We start from the raw sequence: 19,334 nt of genomic DNA on the forward strand, positions 1-19,334 counted from the left end.
GCCGGCGCGTACCGGCTCATCCCGGGCCCTCCTCGCGCGGTGGGGCGGGTGCGTCGACCTGCTGCGGGTCGGCGGTCGGCGGCTCGCCGGTGAGATCGGCGGCGGAAACCTCGTGTTGGGCGGTCCGGCGGACGATCTCCCGGTCCTCTATGTCGTCGGGCACCTCGTCATCGCCGCTGAGGTACCAGCTGCGGTAGCTGATCGCCAGCAGGAAGGCGGTGAAGCCGAAGGTGATCACGATGGCGGTGAGCACCATGGCCTGGGGCAGGGCGTCGCTCATCGCCGCCTCGTCGCTGACGCCGACCACCGGTGCCTCGCCGGACCGGCCACCGAAGACGATCAACAGGTTGACGCCGTTGCCGATCAGGATGACGCCGAGCAGGATCCGGCTCAGGCTGCGTTCCAGCAGCAGGGTCACGCCACAGCCGACGAGTACCCCGATCGTGATGAAGGAGACCAGGTTCGCTCCGGCGGCCCTCACCGTGCCTCCCCTCGCTGGCCGGCGAGCCCGCCCCCGGACCCGCCGGCCGTCTCGATGTGCCGGTCCACCTCGGCGCCGAGGCTGCGCAGCACGTCCAGCGCCAGACCGATCACCACCAGGTAGACGCCGACGTCGAAGAAGAGGGAGGTGACCAGGTAGAAGTGACCGATCAGGGGCAGCCAGAGGTCGACCCTGGTGCTCTCCAGCACCGTGCCGTCGGCGATCAGGGAGACCACGCCGCCGCCGACCGACAGCAGCAGGCCGGCACCGAGCACGGTGCCGGCACCGATCGGTGCCGCCTCGACCAACTCGTACCGGCCACCGGCGAGATACCGCATGGTCAGCGCGAGGCTGGCCACCAGCCCTCCGGCGAAGCCGCCACCGGGCGCGTTGTGCCCGGAGAAGAGCAGGTAGAGCGAGAACAGGACCGCGGTGTGCGAGATCAGTCGGGTGACCACCTCCAGCACGATCGATCGTTGCCGTTCGTGCAGCGTCGCCCCGCCACGCAGCCAGACCGCCCGACCTGCGGGCGCGTCGTCCTCGGCGACCTCGCGGCGACGGGGACGGGGCCCGGTACGGGACCGGTGGAAGATCAGACTCGCCACTCCGGTGGCCGCCGCCACCAGCACCGCCATCTCCCCCAGGGTGTCCCAGGCGCGGATGTCCACCAGGGTCACGTTGACCACGTTGCGTCCGTGCCCCTCCTCGACCGCCAGGTGCGGGAACTCCTCGGAGATGGACCGCGCCTGCCGGGCCGCCGCGGCACCGACAGCCAGCGCGGCCACGGTCGTACCGACGATCACGCCGATCGCCCGCCGGATCCACCGACTGCGCCGCAGCGGCCGGGTCGAGAACCGTTCGGGGAGTCGGCGCAGCACCAGCACGAAGATCGCGATGGTCATCGTCTCCACGAGGAACTGGGTCAGCGCCAGGTCGGGCGCGCCGTAGAGCACGAACAGCATCGCGGTGCCGTAACCGGTCATGCCGACCAGCAGCATCGCGGTCAGCCGCCGGGTGGCGCCCACGGCGAGCAGGGCGGCGACGCAGACCACCAGCAGCACCACCGGCTGCGCGGGAGTGGCCCACAGCTCCAGCGGCTGTTCCCAGGGCTCGATGAGGAACACCGCCCCGCCCGGCACCGCGGCCAGCACGATCAGGATGAGGCCGAGGTACTGCGGCAGCGATCCTCGCTGGGTGACGCTGGTGACGTTCAACGCGACCCGGTCGAAGCGGTGGGTGGTCCACTCGTACCCCTGTTGGCCGGTGACCGGCCATCGCAGCCGGGCCAGCACCGGGGCCAGCGGGCCGCGCAGCGCGAACAGCGCGGTGCCACCCACCAGCGCCAGCGCGGACAGGCCGAGCGCCGGGGTGAGCCCGTGCCACAGGGCCAGGTGTTTCCCGACGGCGCCGAAGAGTTCGGGATACGGGCGGAGCAGATGGTCCAGCGCTCCGGCGGCCGGGCCCGCGACGAGCCCGACGACGGCCAGCAGGGCCGGTGGGGCCAGCAGCGACGGGGCGATCCGTCCCAGGTCGGTGGCGTCGGCGCCGGGGCGGTCGGCGAACGCGCCCCAGATGAACCTGATGCTGTACGCGACGGTGAGCACGGTGCCGACGACGAGCACCGCCAGCACCAGTGGCTGGTCGGCGAAGGCGGCGAACACAGCCTCCTTGGCGACGAAGCCGAACAGCGGTGGCAGCCCGGCCATCGAGGCGGCGGCGAGCACGGCCACCCCGGTCAGCACCGGTGCGGTGCGCCGCAGTCCCGACAACTCGCGCAGGTCACGGGTCCCGGCGCCATGGTCGATCACACCGACCACGAGGAACAGCGCCGCCTTGAACAACGCGTGGGCGAGCAGCATGGCGACACCGGCGAGCGCGGCGTCCGCGGTGCCCACCCCGACGACCACCGTCAGCAGTCCGAGCTGGCTGACCGTGCCGTAGGCGAGCAGCAGCTTCAGGTCGGTCTGCCGCAGTGCCGCCCAGCCGCCCACCAGCATGGTGGCCAGGCCGGCGATCAGCACCACCGGACGCCACGGGCCGACCACGGCGAGCACCGGGGTGAGCAGGCCGAGCAGGTAGACGCCGGCCTTCACCATCGCGGCCGCGTGCAGGTACGCGCTGACCGGTGTCGGTGCGGCCATCGCCACCGGCAGCCACGAGGTGAACGGCAGCACCGCCGACTTCGACAGCGCACCGAGCAGGATCAGCAGCACCGCGACGACCAGGTACGCCCCGCCGGGCAGCGGTCGCTGGGCCAGCTCGGACCAGCGGTAGGTGCCGGCGTGGTGACCGAGTATGAGGAACCCGACAAGCATGGCCAGACCGCCGAGGGTGGTCACGGTCAGCGCCTGGGCCGCGGCCCAACGGCTCGACCGCCGTTCGGTGCTGTGACCGATCAGCAGGTACGAGAAGACGGTGGTGAGTTCCCAGCAGACGTAGAGCAGCAGCAGATCGTCGGCGAGGACCAGCCCGAGCATCGCGCCGGCGAAGGCGACAAGCACACCGGCGAACCGTGAGTTGCCGAGCGCGTCGGGCGGGAAGTACCGGGCGCTGTAGCCGAGCACCAGCGCGCCCACCCCGCCCACCAGCAGGGTCATCAGCCAGGACAGGGTGGTCATCCGCAGCGCGAGGTCCAACCCCAGTTCCCGGATCCACGGGTAGGTCTCGACGACCGCACCGCCACGCGTCACGTCGGGTGTGCGTACCAGCGCCCAGCCGAAGGCGGCCGCCGGCACCAACGCCAGCAGGTAACAGGCGCGCGGACCCCACCGGCGAACCAGCAGCGGTGCCGCGACGGCCGCCACGAGGTGCAGGATGAGCAGTACGAGCACGCGCGCTCCCGGTCGAGGTGGCCGCGACGCCCCACGGGGGTTGGGGGTCTAGCAGCGATCAGACGACAGATCGGCGCGCTATGGACGCTTTTTCCGAGATAAAAACACTTTCGCCGTCAATACGGCTAAACGTGGGGGAAGGCCGAATCAGCTGTGCGCGGCAACATCCGTCGGGGCGCTTTCGCCGCCGCGTACCGGACGCCCCTCGACCACCAGGTCCGCCCGGCCAAGTTGAGAGGCGGCCTTGTTGACCAGTCGCTGCGCGGCGGCCAGGGACCGCACGGACAACAACCGCCCGCGGCTTTCCCGACGCAGGACGAAGTAGTGCACGGCGGCCCGCACCTGGGCACGGTCGGCCGCGCTGGCCTGCGCGGTGGAGACGACCAGTTCGCGCAGGCAACTGGCGAGCCGCTCGGCCAACTCGAGATCCGCGCCGTGCAGCCCGGCACGCAGGGCGGTGACGTGGCTGTCGACCTTGCGGATCAGGATGTCGGTGCCGGGCCCCGAACTCCGCTCCTCGACGGCCATCCGACTTCCCTCCACCGCTCGCCCACGACCCGGGTGAAGTTACTTTATGTTGCCCCGCAAGAGCAAGCAGTTAAGTAAGACTTAACGGATTCTCGGCGCAAGTCACCTGAAACGCCTTAACACCACATACTCGCCTGGCTCGCGGCGGATGAATGTCGGTGCCCGGGGGCAGGATGGGTTCGTGGCGGACTCCAGCACGGCCTCCGGCGAGGGGGTGCTCTCCCGGTTCGGGCCGGCGACCCGGGAGTGGTTCGGTGCGGCGTTCGCCGCGCCGACGGCGGCGCAGGCCGGTGCCTGGAACGCGGTGGCCGCCGGCCGGCACGCCCTGGTCGTGGCGCCCACCGGTTCCGGCAAGACGCTCGCGGCGTTCCTGTGGTCACTCGACCGGCTCTCCCGCGAGACCGCCCCGGCCGATCCTCGACGACGCTGCCGGGTGCTCTACGTCAGCCCGCTCAAGGCGCTCGCGGTCGACGTCGAACGCAACCTGCGCGCCCCCCTCACGGGAATCCGGCAGGCCGCCACCCGGCTCGCCCTACCCCCGCCGGAGATCACCGTCGGGATGCGCACCGGCGACACTCCCGCCGACGAGCGGCGGGCCTTCGCCCGCACCCCGCCGGACATCCTCATCACCACGCCGGAGTCGCTGTTCCTACTGCTCACCTCGGCCGCGCGGGACTCGCTGCGTGGTGTGGAGACCGTGATCGTCGACGAGGTGCACGCGGTCGCCGGCACCAAACGGGGTGCCCATCTGGCGCTCTCCCTGGAACGGCTCGACGAACTGCTGCCTGCTCCGGCACAGCGCATCGGGCTCTCCGCCACCGTCCGGCCGCTGGACGAGTGCGCCCGTTTCCTCGGCGGCGCCCGCCCGGTCGAGGTGGTGGCCCCGGCGACCGCCAAGACGATCGAGGTCAGCGTCCAGGTGCCGGTGGAGGACATGACCCGCCTCGACGAGCAGCCGACGCCGGAGGACGATCTCGCCGGTCCACGCACGGCATCCATCTGGCCGGCCGTGGAGGAGCGGGTCTTCGCCCTGATCAGGGCGCACCGCTCGACGATCGTCTTCACCAACTCCCGGCGCAGCGCCGAACGTCTCTGCGCCCGGCTCAACGAGTTGGCCGCCGACGAGACGGCCACGGCTGCGTCACCCGCGACCGGCCCGGCGGCTCGGACACCTGCCGAGATGATGGCCCAGGCCGGCGCGGTGTCCGGTGCGCCGCCGGTGATCGCCCGGGCGCACCACGGCAGCGTCTCCCGGGAGGAGCGCCGGCAGATCGAGGAGGCGCTGAAGGCGGGCCGGTTGCCCGCGGTGGTGGCCACCTCCAGTCTCGAACTCGGCATCGACATGGGCGCGGTCGACCTGGTCGTGCAGATCGAGGCACCGCCGAGCGTGGCCGCCGGCCTGCAACGGGTCGGCCGGGCCGGGCACCAGGTCGGCGCGGTGTCGCGCGGGGTGGTCCTGCCCAAGCACCGCGGCGACCTGCTCTCCTGCGCGGTGGTCGCCGAGCGGATGGGCGAGGCGGCCATCGAGGAGCTGCGCCATCCCCGCAACCCGCTGGACGTGCTCGCCCAGCAGGTCGTCGCGATGGTCGCGCTGGACGAGTGGCGGGTCGGCGACCTGGCGACCGTCGTCCGTCGGGCCGCACCCTTCGCCGAGCTGCCCGACTCCGCGCTGCACGCCGTACTGGACATGCTCTCCGGCCGCTACCCGTCCACCGCCTTCGCCGAGCTTCGTCCCCGCCTGGTCTGGGATCGCGCCACCGACGTGCTCACCGGCCGTCCCGGCGCCCAGCGACTCGCGGTGACAAGTGGCGGCACCATCCCCGACCGGGGGCTGTTCGGCGTCTTCCTGGCCGGGGCGGAACGGGCCGCCCGGGTCGGCGAGCTGGACGAGGAGATGGTCTACGAGTCCCGGGTCGGTGACATCTTCCTGCTCGGTTCCTCGTCCTGGCGGATCGAGGAGATCACGCCCGACCGCGTGCTGGTCTCCCCGGCACCCGGGCAGGCGGCGAAGATGCCGTTCTGGAAGGGCGACCAGCCGGGCCGGCCGGTGGAACTGGGCCGGGCGATCGGTGCCCGGGTGCGGGCCCTGCTCCGGCAGGACACCGAGCAGGCCACGGCCGCGCTGCGGGCCACCGGGTTGGACGACTGGGCCGCCGGGAACCTGCTGACCTACCTGCACGAGCAGCGGGCGGCGACCCGGGCCCTGCCGGACGACCGGACGGTGGTCGTCGAACGCTTCCGCGACGAGCTGGGTGACTGGCGACTGGCCGTGCACAGCGTCCTGGGCGCCCGGGTCAACGCACCGTGGGCGTTGGCCATCGGCCGTCGGCTCGCCGAGCGCTACGGGGTCGACGCGCAGGTGATGCCCGCCGACGACGGGATCGTGGTCCGGCTGCCGGACACCGCCGACACCCCGCCCGGTGCCGACGTGGTGGCCTTCGACCCGGAGGAGATCGCCCAACTGGTGGAGGAGTCGGTGGGCACCTCGACGCTGTTCGCCGCGCGGTTCCGGGAGTGCGCCGCCCGGTCGCTGCTGCTGCCCCGCCGCGATCCGCGCCGCCGCCAGCCGCTGTGGCAACAGCGGCAACGCGCCGCCCAACTGCTCGACGTGGCCCGCGAGTACGCCGACTTCCCGGTCACCTTGGAGGCGGCGCGGGAGTGCCTGCAGGATGTCTTCGACCTGCCCGCCCTGACCGAGGTGATGCGTGACCTGGCCGGCCGCCGGGTGCGCCTGGTCGAGGTGGAGAGCGCCCGGCCGTCCCCGTTCGCCCGCTCGCTGCTGTTCGGCTACGTCGGTGCCTTCCTCTACGAGGGCGACGCCCCGCTGGCCGAACGCCGGGCCGCTGCCCTCACCCTGGACTCGGCCCTGCTCGGTGAGTTGCTCGGCCGGGTCGACCTGCGCGAGCTGCTCGACCCGGCGGTGCTCGCCGAGACCGAACGGCAACTGCGCTGGCTGACCCCGCAACGCCGGGCACGCGATGCCGAGGACGTGATCGAACTGCTCCGACAGCTCGGCGACCTGAGCGCCGCCGAGTTGGCCGAGCGCGGGGTACCCGAGGCGTGGCTCACCGACCTGGCCGCCGCCCGGCGGGTGCTGCGGGTTCGCATCGCCGGTCAGGAACGCTGGGTCGGCGTCGAGGATGCCGGCCGGCTGCGGGACGCTCTCGGCGTGGCCCTGCCGGTCGGTGTCGCCGAGGCGTACCTCGAACCGGTCACCGACCCGCTCGGCGACCTGGTGGCCCGGTACGCCCGCACCCACACCCCGTTCACGGCCGCAAGTTGCGCGGCCCGGTTCGGGCTCGGCGTCTTCGTGGTCGAGCAGGCGCTGCGCCGGCTGGCCGCCGCAGGCCGGGTGGTCTCCGGCGAGTTCACCCCGGACACGGCCGGCACCCAGTGGTGCGACGCCGAGGTGCTGCGCCTGCTGCGCCGCCGTTCCCTCGCCGCGCTCCGCCGCGAGATCGAACCGGTGCCACCGCAGGCCCTGGCCACCTTCCTGCCCCGCTGGCAGCAGGTGGGCTCCGCGGCGCGCGGTGTGGAGGCGGTGGCCGCGACGGTCGAGCAGTTGCAGGGCGCCTCGGTGCCCGCGTCGGCGCTGGAACGGCTGGTGCTGCCCGCCCGGGTCGCCGACTACTCCCCCGCCCAGCTCGACGAGCTGTGCGCCAGCGGTGAGGTGCTGTGGGCCGGCGCGGGGGCGATCTCCGGTGGGGACGGCTGGGTCAGCCTGGCGTACGCCGACTCGGCTGCCCTGCTGCTCCCGCCGCCGGACGAGACCCTCACGAGTACGCCCCTGCACGACGCGGTGCTGGACGCGCTCGACGCCGGGCAGGCCCTGTTCTTCCGGCCGTTGGCCGACCGGGTCGGCGCCACCGACGACGCCGAGCTGACCGCCGTCATCTGGGACCTGGTCTGGGCCGGTCACCTCACCAACGACACCCTGGCTCCGCTGCGGGCGGTCCTCGGCGCCGGTGGCGCCCACCGCGCCCACCCGACCGCCGCCCGCAGCCGTTACCGCCGACCGGGACGGGTGGCGCTGCCGAGTCGCGGTGGCCCGCCGACGGTGGCCGGACGCTGGTCCCGGCTGCCGGCGCGAGACACCGACCCGACCCGCCGCGCCGCCGCCCTCGCCGACGTGCTGCTCGAACGGCACGGTGTGCTGACCCGGGGTGCGGTCGTGGCCGAGCAGGTGGCGGGCGGCTTCGCGGCCGTCTACCCGGTGCTGTCCGCGCTGGAGGGCGCGGCGCGGCCCGGCGGGGATACTTCGTCGACGGGCTGGGCGCGGCGCAGTTCGCGGTGCCGGGCGCGGTGGACCGGATCCGCGCCGGTGCCGATCCACTCGACGGTGGCCGGCCCCGGGGCGGGGCCACGGTGGTGCTGGCCGCCACCGACCCGGCGAACCCGTACGGCGCGGCGCTGCCCTGGCCGGAGCGGGCCGTCGACTCCGGTGACGCGGCATCGCCACCGACCAGCGGGCACCGGGCGGGTCGCAAGGCCGGGGCACTGGTCGTGCTGGTCGAGGGCGGGTTGGCGCTCTACGTGGAGCGGGGTGGACGGACGCTGCTGTCCTTCACCGACGACGTCGACGTGCTGGCCGCGGCCGGCAAGGCGCTCGCCGACGCCGTCCACTCCGGCGCGCTGGGTCCGATCTCGGTGGAACGCGCCGACGGCGAGTCCGTAGGCTCGTCGCCGCTGCGCGACGCCCTGACCGCCGCCGGCTTCCGCACCACCCCCGCGGCCTCCGCCTGCGCCCCTGACCCGCTCCGCCACCGCGCGCCAGGCGGGGCAGGACGAGGGCAGAGCGGGGTGGAGGGGTCAACGGAGCTTGTCGAGGACCTTCTCGTAGCGGGGGCGGTCGGCGGGCGGCGTCGGTGCCTCAAGGTAGTTGAGCACCACGGTGCCGTTGCGGTAAGCGGCTCCGCTCCACCGCTCGGCCAGGTCACCGGCGCTGCTCTCGTCGGGGAAGACGTAGACGGCCACGTTGTCGGTCACGACCAGCTCCGAACAGCCCAGACCCAGCCCGTCCGGTCCACAGTCGACGGAACGGTCGCGGACGTTGGCCGCCTTGAGCCCGGCCGCCCGGAACGCCGCCACGACCTCCCGGCCGGTCGGTTCGCCGGCCTGACGCGGTGGTAGCTCCACCGGAGGCGGGCTCGGCGGTCGCCGTTCGGTGGTGCCGTTGGCGTTCGGCGCGGTCGGCGCCGGTCGGGGCGACGACGGCGGTACGGCACCGCCCGTGGCGACGTCCCCGGGGCGGCGGGACTCACCGCGCCGGTCGGCGCAGTTGCGGCGCCCGGCGGGCCAGGATCCGCCGATGGTCCGCTGACGGCCGGTGCCGGAGCGGCGGCAGGCGGTCCGCCCTGGTCGGCTCCGCAGGCGGCGAGGACCCCGGTGACCATGAGCAGAACGACGGTTGGCAGCATCCGGTGACTCACCCACGCAGTCTGTCCAACCGGGACCGCCACCGGCAGTGGCCGGTCGGTCAGCCACGCTGTCGGCTTTCCGGCATCGCAGCGCCCACCGCACGACTGCCGCAGACCGACGTGGTGCGGCAGCGGCGGCGCGGGTACGCGGCTGCCGGGGATCGGCGGCGAAAGCGGCGATCCCGCGCCGGCACCGTCCGCCGCGACGGCGGATACGGGCGTACGATCCGGTGCCGTGACCAGCAGCGCCGCCCGCGAGTCCCGACCACCGGCCGAGGTCGTCTCGCTGACCACCGACTACGGCCTCGCCGACGGCTTCGTGGCCGCCTGCCACGGGGTGATCGCCCGCCTCGCGCCCACGCTGCGGGTCATCGACGTGACCCACCTGGTGCCGCCGGGTGACGTCCGCCGGGGCGCGGCGGTGCTGGCCCAGACCGTGCCGCACCTGCCGCCCGGGGTGCACGTGGCGGTGGTCGACCCGGGGTCGGTACGAGCGGGCGGGGTGTCGCCCTGGGCACGCCTCAGGGTCTGCTGGTGGGCCCGGACAACGGCCTGCTGCTGGACGCCGCCGCGGCGCTCGGCGGGGTGACCGGGGCGGTGGAGCTGACCAATCCGCGCTGGCTGGCCCCACGGGTATCGGCCACCTTTCACGGACGGGACGTCTTCGCCCCGGTCGCGGCCCGCCTGGCTCGCGGTGCCCCGCTGACCGACGCCGGCCCGGCGGTCGACCCGGCGACGCTGCTACGGCTGCCCGAACCGCTGGTCCGCCGGGGGCCGGACGGGTTCGTCGCCGAGGTGCTGACGGTGGACCACTTCGGAAACGTCCAGTTGGCCGCCCCTGCCGAGCTGCTCGACCCCCTGCCGGCGCGGGTCCGGGTGTGCCCGGCGACCGAGCCGACCGCACCCGGCGCGGACGAGGACGCCCCGGCGGGCGTCGGCGGGTGGGAGCGGGAAGCGGTGCACGGGCGTACCTTCGGAGACGCCCCGGTCGGTGCCCTGGTGGCGCACGTCGACTCGACCGGCCGGGTCGCACTCTCCGTCAACGGTGGACACGCCGCCGAACTACTCGCGGTGGATCCGGGTACGCTGCTGCGGGTCCGGGGTTACGGCGTCGTGGGGGACGCTCCCGGACAACACGGATGAAGTGTCTACTGTGGAAAGCTGTCAAGGTGGATGATCGCTGGGTTCCCGCCGCTTGTCCCTGCTGCGCGTACCGGACCGGCGGCGGCACCTGCCCGGTCTGTTTCTGGACAGACGACGGTCAGGGCGACGCCGACGCGGACGTCGTACGCGGCGGGGCGAACGGGGACCTGAGCCTGTCGCACGCCCGCCTCAACTTCGCCGTCTACGGTGCCTGCCATCCCCGGTACCAGGAACTGGTGCGGACGCCGAGGCCGGAGGAGATGCCCTGAATCGGCCGGGCACCCGCTGACGCGGCGAGCCGGGCCGGCCTGGGAGGACGCCGACCCGGCTCGGGGTGCCGGTATCAGCAGACCGGCACCGACCCACCCCAGACCGTCGAGATGTACGCGTGGCTGACGAACTGCCCGCTGGCCAGGCGGTTCCACCGGTTGGTGGTGCGGTACGGGCCGACGATCGTCTGCCCGGTCACGTAGCACTGGATCGGCACGTTCGCGTACTGGGCGGCCAGGCCCCGGGACTGGTAGCCGGTGCTCGGGCCGGAGCGCACGGTCAACGGCCCGTCACCGACCACCCCTCGCGGGCCGGTGCCGGTCCACAGGTACGCCACGTCGACCCAGGCGTTCGTGGACAGCTGCAACCCGTCCCAGAACGTCCCGTCGGCGAGGTCGATGCCGGCCGGGTTGAGCACCACCCGACCGAACTGGTCCCGCCCGCCGTTGTAGCCGTCCTGGTACGCGGCCTGCGCCTGCGGCCTGCCCTGCGGCAGTGCCTTCCAGTTCTCCCGCACCGCGCTGAGATTCCAGTAGTCGTCGCGGGTGTTCCACGGGCCGACGTCCCAGACCGGAGCGTATTCGCAGCGGCTGCCGGTGACGGTGCAGACCCGGACGGTGTAGTCGCCGGTGTTGCGTGGGGACAGCCCCCGGCGCGAGGGCAACGCGACGAAATGGTCCCGGGTGCGAACCGTGTGCCCGTTCGCGGTCAACTCGCCCACCAGTCCGACCCGGGTCGCGTACACCCGGTAGGTCAGGCCGGGGGTGGCCGCGGTGGTGGCGGCGACGGTGTCGGCGGTGAGCCGGACGGCACGCACCTCGCTGCTGGCACCGGCGGGGCTGCCGGTCAACACCACCCGGGCCTGCACCCGGCGGACCGGCCGGTCGAAGACGGCCGCGGGTGCCGCGTCGCGCCACTCGGTCCAGCCGGCGGCCCGCCAGCCGCGGACCTGCACGGTCGCGGTGGCGCCGGACCGGGCGGCGATGGTGGCCTGGGCGCGGATCCGGTGGCCGGGCGACTGAGGGCACGCGGTACGGACACCAGCATGCCCTCGGCGACGGCGCTACGTCGGGCGGACCCGCCGGGCGGCCGGGCGTCGGCCAGTCGCAGGCCGGTACGGGTATGTCGCACGTTGACGTCGTCGGCGTCGACGACCGACAGGTCGGCGGTCCACCGGTCGGCCCGGCCGGCCGAGGATGCGGATTGTGGATGGAGGGCGATGGCGAGGGCGGTGGTCAGAAGGGCGGCCAGGACGGCGTTGCGGGGATGATTCATCGGCATTCTCCTCAGAACTCCCCGATAGTGCCTATATCCGTAGATCGAACAGAAGCGCCATACAAATAGCGATACATGTGAATTGCGCTCGGGTGAGGGAGAATGGTGCCGTGCCCGAAGGTGACACCGTCTGGAACACCGCCCGCGTCCTGGAACGCGCGCTGGTCGGCGCCCGGCTGACCGGCAGCGACTTTCGGGTGCCCTCGCTCGCCACCACCGACCTCGCCGGATGGTCGGTACGCGACAGCGCGAGCCGGGGGAAGCACCTGCTGCTCCGGCTGGACGCACCGGCCGGCACCGGCGAGTCGCGCTGGACGCTGCACTCGCACCTGCGGATGGACGGCACCTGGCGGGCCTACGCGCCCGGGGAGCGGTGGACGGGCCGACCGGCGCACCTGATCCGGGTGGTGCTGCGCGCCCCGGCCGCGACCGCCGTCGGCTACCACCTGCACGAGGTGGCCCTGGTGCCGACCGCCGACGAGGAGCGCCTCGTCGGTCACCTCGGCCCCGACCTGCTCGGCGCCGACTGGGATCCCACCGAGGCCGCCCGTCGACTCGCCACCCACCCGGACACCCCGGTCGGTGTGGCCCTGCTCGACCAGCGCATCCTGGCCGGCGTCGGCAACCTCTACAAGTGCGAGGTGCTGTTCCTGCGCGGTGTGCACCCGCGTACCCCCGTGCGGGACGTGACCGACCTCACCGGTTTGGTGACCCTGGCCCAGAAGTTGCTGGCCGCGAACCGGGGTCGCTGGACGCAGAGCACCACCGGTGCGCTGGGGCGCGGCCGGACCAGCTACGTGTACGGCCGCCGGGCGCAGCCGTGCCGACGCTGCGGCACCGCCATCCGCAAGGAGGAACTGGGCGACCGGGTCACCTACTGGTGTCCCACCTGCCAGCCCGGCGAGCCGACCTGACCCCTCACCGCGCATCTTCCACGCGGCGGTCTGGGCAGGTCGTGACCGGTGGACGGCCGGCCACGCCACCGGCGCGGAGTGGCGACGGCGACACGCCGGCAGCTCGGCAGATTGGCACGAAAGGGGACTTCCTAACCGGCCACCACACGTCGCATGCTGCGGTTGAGGGCTCACGGAACGTCAGCACGCGTGTCCGGGCCGCCACGTCGGGGTGGTGGCCGGCGCGCCCCGATCACCGGGAGAGCCATGGCCGTGTTCCGCAGACTCCGGTCGACCTGGTTGGACCGCGTCGCCCGCACCGACCAGCCCGGCACACCGAGCGCCGTCCCCGGCACCCGGACCGCCCCGGACACGGAGCACGGCACGCACCCCCGTCCCGACCGCGAGGCTCCGACGGCTGGGACCGCCGGGACCGGAAGTACCGACGACACGGGCGCGGCGACGCGGACACCGGCGGTGCCCGGGCAGCCGCATCCGGAAACGGCCCCGTCCCGGCCCGGGCCGGCGAGCCTGGACCCGGCGGCGGCCCCCCACTACTTCGGCGCCGTGCCGAACCACGCCTACAGCCCACTGCCCGCCCTCGGCGAGGACAGGCAGGTGGTGCCCGGCACCGGGTTGCGCAAGTTCGTCGACCCACTGCCCGGTCTCGGTCCGCTGGGACGTACCCCGCACGGTGCCCACCTGCCGGTCGCCGTACCCGACACGATCACCTATCCCGGTTGCGACTACTACGAGATCGGGCTCCAGGAATACACCCAACGGCTGCACCGGGACCTGCCGGCGACCCGGCTGCGCGGCTACCGCCAACTGAACCTGGGTACCAACCCGGACGGGCACAACACGGTCGCCCCGCCACGGCGACCCTGGCATCTCGGTCCGGTCGTGCTCGCCCGACGCGGCCGGCCGGTACGCGTCAAGTTCATCAACCAACTGCCCACCGGCGACCTCTTCCTACCGGTCGACCCGACCGTGCCCGGTGCCGGCCCGGGGCCCCTCGACGGGCCGGCGCCCTACCCGCAGAACCGGGCCGTGCCGCATCTCTGCGGCGCACTCACCGGCTGGATCAGCGCCGGCGGCCCCTGGCAGTGGATCACTCCGGCGGGCGAGATCACCCCCTACCCCACCGGCGCCGGCCTGGCCCACGTGCCGGACATGCCCCATCCGGGGCAGGGTGCCACCACCCGCTACTACCCGAACGACCAGAGCGGCCGGCTGCTCTGGTTCCACGACAACACCATCGGACTCGCCCGACTGACCAGCTACTCCGGTCAGCTCGCGCTCTACCTGCTCACCGACGACGCGCAGGAGCGGTTGATCGCCGACGGGACGCTGCCGTCCGAGCAGCTGCCGCTGGTCTTCGAGGACAAGACGTTCGTGCCGGACGACGCCCAGCTCGCCGCCCAGGACCCGACCTGGGACCGGGACCGGTGGGGTTCCCGCGGCTCCCTCTGGCACCCGCACGTCTACCAGGTCCGCCAGAACCCGTACCGGCGCGACGGGATCAACCCGACCGGCCGGTGGGACTACGGGCCCTGGTCGCGTACCGCCCCCGCCGGTGCCGACGCCTCCGCCGCCACCGTGCCCAACCCGCATCACGACCCGGTCACCGACCCGGACGAGCCGCCGGAAACCCCGGGCGTGCCGCAGCCGAGCGCGGTGCCCGCCGCGTACGGCGACACGGTCCTGGTGAACGGTGCCGCGTACCCGTACCTGGAGGTGCAGCCGAAGGTCCACCGGTGGCGCATCCTCAACGCCTGCACCGACCGCTGGCTCAATCTGCAGCTGTACCGGGCCGCCTCGGACACGCCGATGTGGACGCCGGACGGCACCCTGGTCGACGCCGCCGCCGGTGAGGTGCCGATGGTCGACGCGGTACGCGCCCCGGACCGGCCGGCGGGCTGGCCCACCGACGGGCGGCCCGGCGGCGTGCCGGACCCGACGGCGGCCGGGCCGGAGATGATCCGGATCGGCAACGAGGGCGGCCTGCTGCCGGCACCCGTGGTGGTGCCGAACCGTCCGATCGGCTTCCGCCACGACCGACGCGACCCGACCGTGCTCAACGTCGACGGCCACGCGCTGCTGCTCGCCCCCGGCGAGCGGGCCGACGTGCTCGTCGACTTCGCCGCCGTCGACCCCGGCACCACCCTGATCCTCTACAACGACTGCCCCGTCCCGCTGCCCTGCTTCGACCCCCGCTACGACCACCACACCGGCGATCCCGACCGGACCGCCGAGGGCGGTGCGCCGCCGACCGTGCCCGGGTACGGTCCGAACACCCGCACCCTGTTGCAGCTGCGGGTGACGGGCACTCCGGCCCCGCCGTACGACCTCGACCGGCTGTGGGACCGCCTGCCCGCCGCGTACGCGGCCAGCCAGCGTCCCCCGGTCGTGCCGCAACCGGCCTACGACCCCTGCTTCGGCACCACGAGTACGGCGACCCGGATCCCGGTCCACGCCAGCACCGTCGAGTTCACCCCGCCCGGCGGAGCACCGGTGCGCCTGCCGCTGACCGTGCGGTCCGTGTGTCAGGTCTTCGAACCCGAGTACGGCAGGCTCGTCGGCCGCCTCGGCGTGGCCCACCCGCACGGCGGACCACGCGGCGCGGCGACCCTGCCGCTCGGTTCCACCGACCCGGCAACCGAGGTGGTGTACGCCAGCGACCCGGCCCTGGCGGTCGGCACACCGGGTGACGGCAGTCAGCTCTGGCGGGTACGCGGCTGCGGACGGCAGAGCCATCCGGTGCGCTTCGACGGCCTGGACGTGCAGGTGATCGGCCGGGTCGGCCGGGACGGCAGGATCCGGCCACCGCACCCCGGCGAACTCGGCTGGAAGCAGGTGGTGCGCGTCGATCCCGGTGAGGACGTGCTGCTCGCGCTGCGCCCCGAGGCACCACCCCTACCGTTCAAGATCGGCGACAGCGTACGACTGCTCGACCCGACCCGCCCGGCCGACACCCGGCTCGACTCCACCCCGGTCAGTCCCGTCGACGGGCGACCCGCGTCGGTGGTCAACCAGCTGGTGAACCTCGGCTGGGAGTACCGCTGGGGCAGCGCGGCGGCCGGCCATCGCGATCTGGGCATGAGCCGCCCGCTCGTGGTCCGGGTCTCGCCCCGGGCACCGACCGGGCTCACCGCCGCGCCGGCCCCGGGCTCGGCCACCGCGCTGCCGGCGATCACCCTCGCCTGGACCGGCAACGGCAGCCGCCCGCCGGCCACCAGCCACCTGCTGCACCGGGCCACCGACGCGACCTTCACCAACGGGCTGACCACCATCACCGTCGCGGCCACCGCGACCCGGTACACCGACGCCACCGTCACCCCGGGCGTCACCTACCACTACCGCATCCGCGCCGAGACCGCGGCCAGCTGCTCCACCTGGTCGAACAGCGTTCCCGCGTCGGTACAGCTCACCGCGCCGGCCAAGCTGACCGCGACCGTGCCACCGGCCGCACCGCTGCGGGTGGCACTGCGCTGGGCCAACAATTCCTTCGCCACCGGCATCGACGTGCAACGCGCCACCAACCCGACCTTCACCAGTGGGCCCGGCACCACCGCGATAAGCGTCGGCGACAGTCACCTGGACCCGGCGGTCGCGCCCGACACCACCTACTACTACCGGGTACGCACCACCTACCTGGGCGCCGCCTCACCCTGGTCCACCCTGGCGGCGGTGACCACCCCACCCGCGCCCGGCACGCCGACCTCGGTCAGCGTGGCCGCCACCGCTCCCGGCCCGGACACCGCGACCGTGGTGCTCGGCTGGTCGGCCAGCACGCCCGCCGGACAGGGTGCCGGCTTCACCGTGGAGCGGGCCCTGGACCCGGCGTTCACCCGGGAACTGGCCACCTTCACCGTGACCGGTCGGGGCTTCACCAACACCGGCCTGTCCCGGGGCGTGACCTACCACTACCGGGTGCGCTCGTTCAACGTGGTCGGCGCCTCCCCGTACACCGGCCCCATCCCGGTCACCACCCCCGAGTAAGACGGTGGCGGTCAGCGCGACGGGGCGGGGCGGCCCACGGCGCGTAGTTCGGAGAGGGCGGAGGCGAAGCCGTGGAGGAGGTCCGTGGCTTCGGTGAGGCGGGCGGCTGCGGGGTGTTCGGTCTCGGGGCGGTACTCCTCGGCGAGGTAGCCGGCGGCGGCGGCGACCAGCCGCTCGTACGCTGTCACGCCCGTCTCCAGCTGCCCGGTGAGCGCCCGGTGCGCCTCGGCCAGCGGCGGCTTCGCGTCGGCCGGGGCGAGCCGGACCGCGCGTTCCACGCTGGCGACCCGGTTGGCCAGCTCGCGCAGGGACTGCTCGGCGGCGGAGGCTTCGGCGACGGCCGGTTCGGCGAGGCCGGTCAGCCGGCCCGCCATGGCTGCCATGGTCGCGGCGGCCCGGTCGAGGCGTTCCCACGGCTGGGCGGCGGTGGTGCCGCGCAGCGCGGTGCGGGAGCGGACCCGTCGTACCTCGGCCAGCACGCCGGCACCGGCGGGAGCCGTTCCACGGCGGCGACCAGGCGGGCCCGGTTGCGGGCGGCCGCCTGGGCCGGGTCCAGCGGCGGTGGAGCGGGTTGGGCGGCGAGGGCACGCAGGTCCACCCAGCGCCAGGTGGCAAGTGCGGTGGCCGCGCCCGCGGCGGCGGCCCACGCCGCGTCGGCCAGACCGATCCCGGCGTACGGGGTCAGCACCGCTGCTGCGCCACCGAGCCCGCCGGCCAGGACGCTCCACCGGCGGGCGGAGCCGCGCAGCCTGCTCAGCCGGCGGAAATACCGGGTACGCTCGTCCGCTGCCACCGTCGCCCTCCTCGATCCTCCGCCTCAGCCGGCGACTCTCCGCTCAGCCGGCGGCCGTGGTGTCGCCGGTGCCGCGTTCGCGGCTCATGCTGGCGCGGATCTCGTCGAGCCGGGCCACCCCCGGGTCCGCGCTGGCCGGTTGCTCCTCGGCGGTGCCGCGGTCGGCGCCCGCGCCGAGCTGCTCACCGGCCATGCTGGCCCGGATCTGGTCCAGCCGGGCGGAGCCCGCCGAGTCCAGCGTCGCCTGCTGGATCTCCAGCATCCGGCCCTCGGTCGAGTTGCTGGCCAGCTCGGCGCGGCCCATGGCGTTTGCGTAACGGCGTTCGATGCGCTCGCGTACCTCGTCGAGGGTGGGCGTGCTGCCGGGGGCGGTGAGCGCCGACATGGACTCCAGCGAGGCTGCGACGCTCTCCTGCATCTTGGCCTGCTCCAGCTGGCTGAGCAGCTTGGCGCGCTCGGCGAGCTTCTGCTGGAGAATCATGGAATTGTTCTCCACCGCCCGGCGGGCCTGCCCGGCGGCGGCCAGCGCCTGGTCGTGCAGGGTCTTCAGGTCCTCCGCGGACTGTTCGGCGTTGACCAGTTGGGTGGCCAGGGTCTGCGCGGACTGCTCGTACCGCCCGGCCTCCGCCTCGTCGCCCTTGGCCCGGGCCTGGTCGGCCAGGACCAGCGCCTGGCGGGCGTTGGCCTGCAACCGCTCGACGTCGGACATCTGCCGGGACAGCTTCATCTCCAGCTGCCGCTGGTTGCCGATCACCGCGGCGGCCTGCTGGACGAGCGCCTGGTGCTGCCGGTGCGCCTCGTCGATGGCCTGCTGGAGCTGCACCTTCGGGTCGGCGTGCTCGTCGATGCGGGCACCGAAGAGCGCCATCAGGTACTTCCACCCCTTGACGAACGGGTTCGCCATCTCCGCGGTATCCCCTCAGTCACGTCGCTGCGCCTGCCCCACCTCCGGGCAACCGGCTCGGCTTCCGGCGATGGTGGCTCCATCGTCCCAGCCGGGCGCCAACACGGCATCCGTACCGGCGGAAGGGGACGTCCGCGATCAACCCTACGCGGCGGGAGCTACCGCGACCATCGGCCACGAGGCTCAGGCGGCGCAGACCACGTCCCGGTCACTGCGGTCCGCGGGCCGGACCCGGGCGCTGCGCAGGGTGGCCTTGAGCGGGGAGTCCTGGCGCACCGAGACGGCGACGTTGCCGTCCGAGGTGACCTGGCGTACGCCCCGACCGGTGGTCTTGTGCACCGACGCGGCGGCGACCGACGTCGACTCGGCCGGCTCGTCCTGCACCGGCACCAGCACGCCCGGCATCTGTTCGGCGAGCGCGACCGTGTCGCTGACCTCGCGCAGCAGCTCGGAGAGGCGGGCACCCAGCGCGTCGCAGATCGCCGCGAGCAGCTCGCTTGAGGGTTCCTTCTGGCCGCGTTCGATCTCCGAGAGGTAGCCCAGGCTGACGTTGGCTGCGGACGAGACCTCACGCAGCGTGCGGTGCTGCCCCTGCCGGCGCGCCCGTAGTGCGTCACCGATCACCCGGCGTAGCAGGACCATCGCACCTCCCCTGAGGGACACAGTTCGCCCGGCCGACCGGCCTGCGGGAGCACCGGCTGTCGGAGCTTTCCCGCAACCGTACCCGCTGTGCGCCGCCGCGACATCCCGCCCCGCCCGGTCATCCCACGGCCGCCGCCCGCCGCTCGGCCGATCCG

General features: G+C 73.8%; 10 protein-coding genes and 3 pseudogenes. 5 read left to right on the top strand and 8 right to left on the bottom strand.

Annotated features, from left to right (window positions below; all coding sequences use genetic code 11):
- Positions 1 to 16: 16 nt before the first annotated feature.
- From ENC19_RS03275 to ENC19_RS03285, 3 genes are all read right to left on the bottom strand, one after another.
- Entirely contained in the window at positions 17 to 481 is a 465-nt protein-coding gene (locus ENC19_RS03275; protein WP_164445630.1) for a Na(+)/H(+) antiporter subunit C, read from the bottom strand.
- Positions 478 to 3,312, bottom strand: a complete 2,835-nt coding sequence (locus tag ENC19_RS03280; RefSeq protein WP_164445631.1) for a Na+/H+ antiporter subunit A — start codon at positions 3,310 to 3,312, stop codon at positions 478 to 480. The genes ENC19_RS03275 and ENC19_RS03280 overlap by 4 nt, the downstream gene beginning before the upstream one ends.
- A 147-nt stretch (positions 3,313 to 3,459) precedes the next feature.
- Positions 3,460 to 3,840: a hypothetical protein gene (locus tag ENC19_RS03285; protein WP_164445632.1), complete on the bottom strand. Its 381-nt coding sequence runs from the start codon at positions 3,838 to 3,840 to the stop codon at positions 3,460 to 3,462.
- 214 nt (positions 3,841 to 4,054) lie between these two features.
- On the opposite strand from ENC19_RS03285, the pseudogene ENC19_RS03290 reads away from it, so the two are divergent.
- Positions 4,055 to 8,591, top strand: a pseudogene (locus ENC19_RS03290) (ATP-dependent helicase).
- Between the two features lie 58 nt (positions 8,592 to 8,649).
- Here ENC19_RS03290 and ENC19_RS03295 read toward each other — a convergent pair.
- Entirely contained in the window at positions 8,650 to 8,976 is a 327-nt protein-coding gene (locus tag ENC19_RS03295; protein ID WP_164445118.1) for a hypothetical protein, read from the bottom strand.
- Between the two features lie 516 nt (positions 8,977 to 9,492).
- On the opposite strand from ENC19_RS03295, the pseudogene ENC19_RS03300 reads away from it, so the two are divergent.
- Both ENC19_RS03300 and ENC19_RS03305 read left to right on the top strand, forming a co-directional pair.
- A pseudogene (locus ENC19_RS03300) lies at positions 9,493 to 10,400 on the top strand (SAM hydrolase/SAM-dependent halogenase family protein).
- Between the two features lie 26 nt (positions 10,401 to 10,426).
- Complete coding sequence (locus ENC19_RS03305) at positions 10,427 to 10,669, top strand: CPCC family cysteine-rich protein (RefSeq protein ID WP_164445633.1); 243 nt, start codon at positions 10,427 to 10,429, stop codon at positions 10,667 to 10,669.
- Between the two features lie 74 nt (positions 10,670 to 10,743).
- On the opposite strand, the gene ENC19_RS03310 is transcribed toward ENC19_RS03305, so the two are convergent.
- A complete protein-coding gene (locus ENC19_RS03310) occupies positions 10,744 to 11,625 on the bottom strand; it encodes a hypothetical protein (protein ID WP_235944364.1) in 882 nt (293 codons plus the stop codon).
- Positions 11,626 to 12,055: 430 nt separating this feature from the next.
- Here ENC19_RS03310 and ENC19_RS03315 point away from each other — a divergent pair, with 430 nt between their 5' ends.
- Together ENC19_RS03315 and ENC19_RS03320 are read left to right on the top strand one after the other, a co-directional pair.
- Positions 12,056 to 12,859, top strand: coding sequence for a zinc finger domain-containing protein (locus tag ENC19_RS03315; protein ID WP_164445634.1), 804 nt, complete (start codon positions 12,056 to 12,058; stop codon positions 12,857 to 12,859).
- Positions 12,860 to 13,105: 246 nt separating this feature from the next.
- Positions 13,106 to 16,840, top strand: a complete 3,735-nt coding sequence (locus ENC19_RS03320) for a hypothetical protein (protein WP_164445635.1) — start codon at positions 13,106 to 13,108, stop codon at positions 16,838 to 16,840.
- Between the two features lie 11 nt (positions 16,841 to 16,851).
- On the opposite strand, the pseudogene pspM reads toward ENC19_RS03320, so the two are convergent.
- From pspM to ENC19_RS03335, 3 genes and pseudogenes are all read right to left on the bottom strand, one after another.
- Positions 16,852 to 17,633 (bottom strand): annotated as a pseudogene (pspM, locus tag ENC19_RS03325) (phage shock envelope stress response protein PspM).
- A gap of 43 nt (positions 17,634 to 17,676) precedes the next feature.
- A complete protein-coding gene (locus ENC19_RS03330; protein WP_164445636.1) occupies positions 17,677 to 18,537 on the bottom strand; it encodes a PspA/IM30 family protein in 861 nt (286 codons plus the stop codon).
- Positions 18,538 to 18,720: 183 nt separating this feature from the next.
- Complete coding sequence (locus ENC19_RS03335) at positions 18,721 to 19,179, bottom strand: helix-turn-helix domain-containing protein (protein ID WP_164445637.1); 459 nt, start codon at positions 19,177 to 19,179, stop codon at positions 18,721 to 18,723.
- Positions 19,180 to 19,334 lie beyond the last annotated feature (155 nt).

Origin of the sequence: Verrucosispora sioxanthis (genome assembly GCF_010560025.1) — a bacterium.
Lineage (GTDB): Bacteria > Actinomycetota > Actinomycetes > Mycobacteriales > Micromonosporaceae > Micromonospora > Micromonospora palythoicola.